Raw genomic sequence first — 444 nt, 5'->3', positions numbered from 1 at the left:
GTACATCCACTACTACAACCATGACCGTATCAAGCTAAAGCTCAATGGCATGAGCCCTGTGAAATACAGGGCCCATGCTGCTGAGGCTGCTAGCTGAAGCTGTCCAACTTTTCGGGGGCAGTCCACACTGTGGGAGCGGCTTTAGCCGCGAACACCGGCGCAGCCGGTGCCATTCACCGTGTTGGATTCTTCGCGGGTAAACCCGCTCCCACAGGTAATCGCGCAGGCTTCAGGGATATGCAGTACCTGTGGGGGCAACTGTCCTGCACAACATCTAAAAGCTAGCGCGATCATTGTGGGAGCGGGCTTGCCCCGCGAACACCGGCGAAGCCGGTGCCATCCTCCGCGCTGGATTCTTCGCGGGCATGCCCGCTCCCACGGGTAGTCGGGCAGGCTTCAGGCATATGCAGTACCTGTGGGGGCAACTGTCTTGCACAGCATCTA

General features: G+C 59.0%; 1 protein-coding gene. It reads left to right on the top strand.

All coding sequences use genetic code 11. From position 1 onward, the window contains the following. Positions 1 to 97: IS3 family transposase (locus tag JOY50_RS28560; protein ID WP_243056161.1), on the top strand; the 97-nt coding region annotated here is incomplete at its 5' end. Between the last annotated feature and the right edge of the window lie 347 nt (positions 98 to 444).

Origin of the sequence: Pseudomonas sp. BP01 (assembly GCF_022760795.1) — a bacterium.
Lineage (GTDB): Bacteria > Pseudomonadota > Gammaproteobacteria > Pseudomonadales > Pseudomonadaceae > Aquipseudomonas > Aquipseudomonas putida_Q.
Note: the sequence above shows the minus strand (reverse complement) of the source record. Positions and strands in the feature narration are given on the sequence as shown.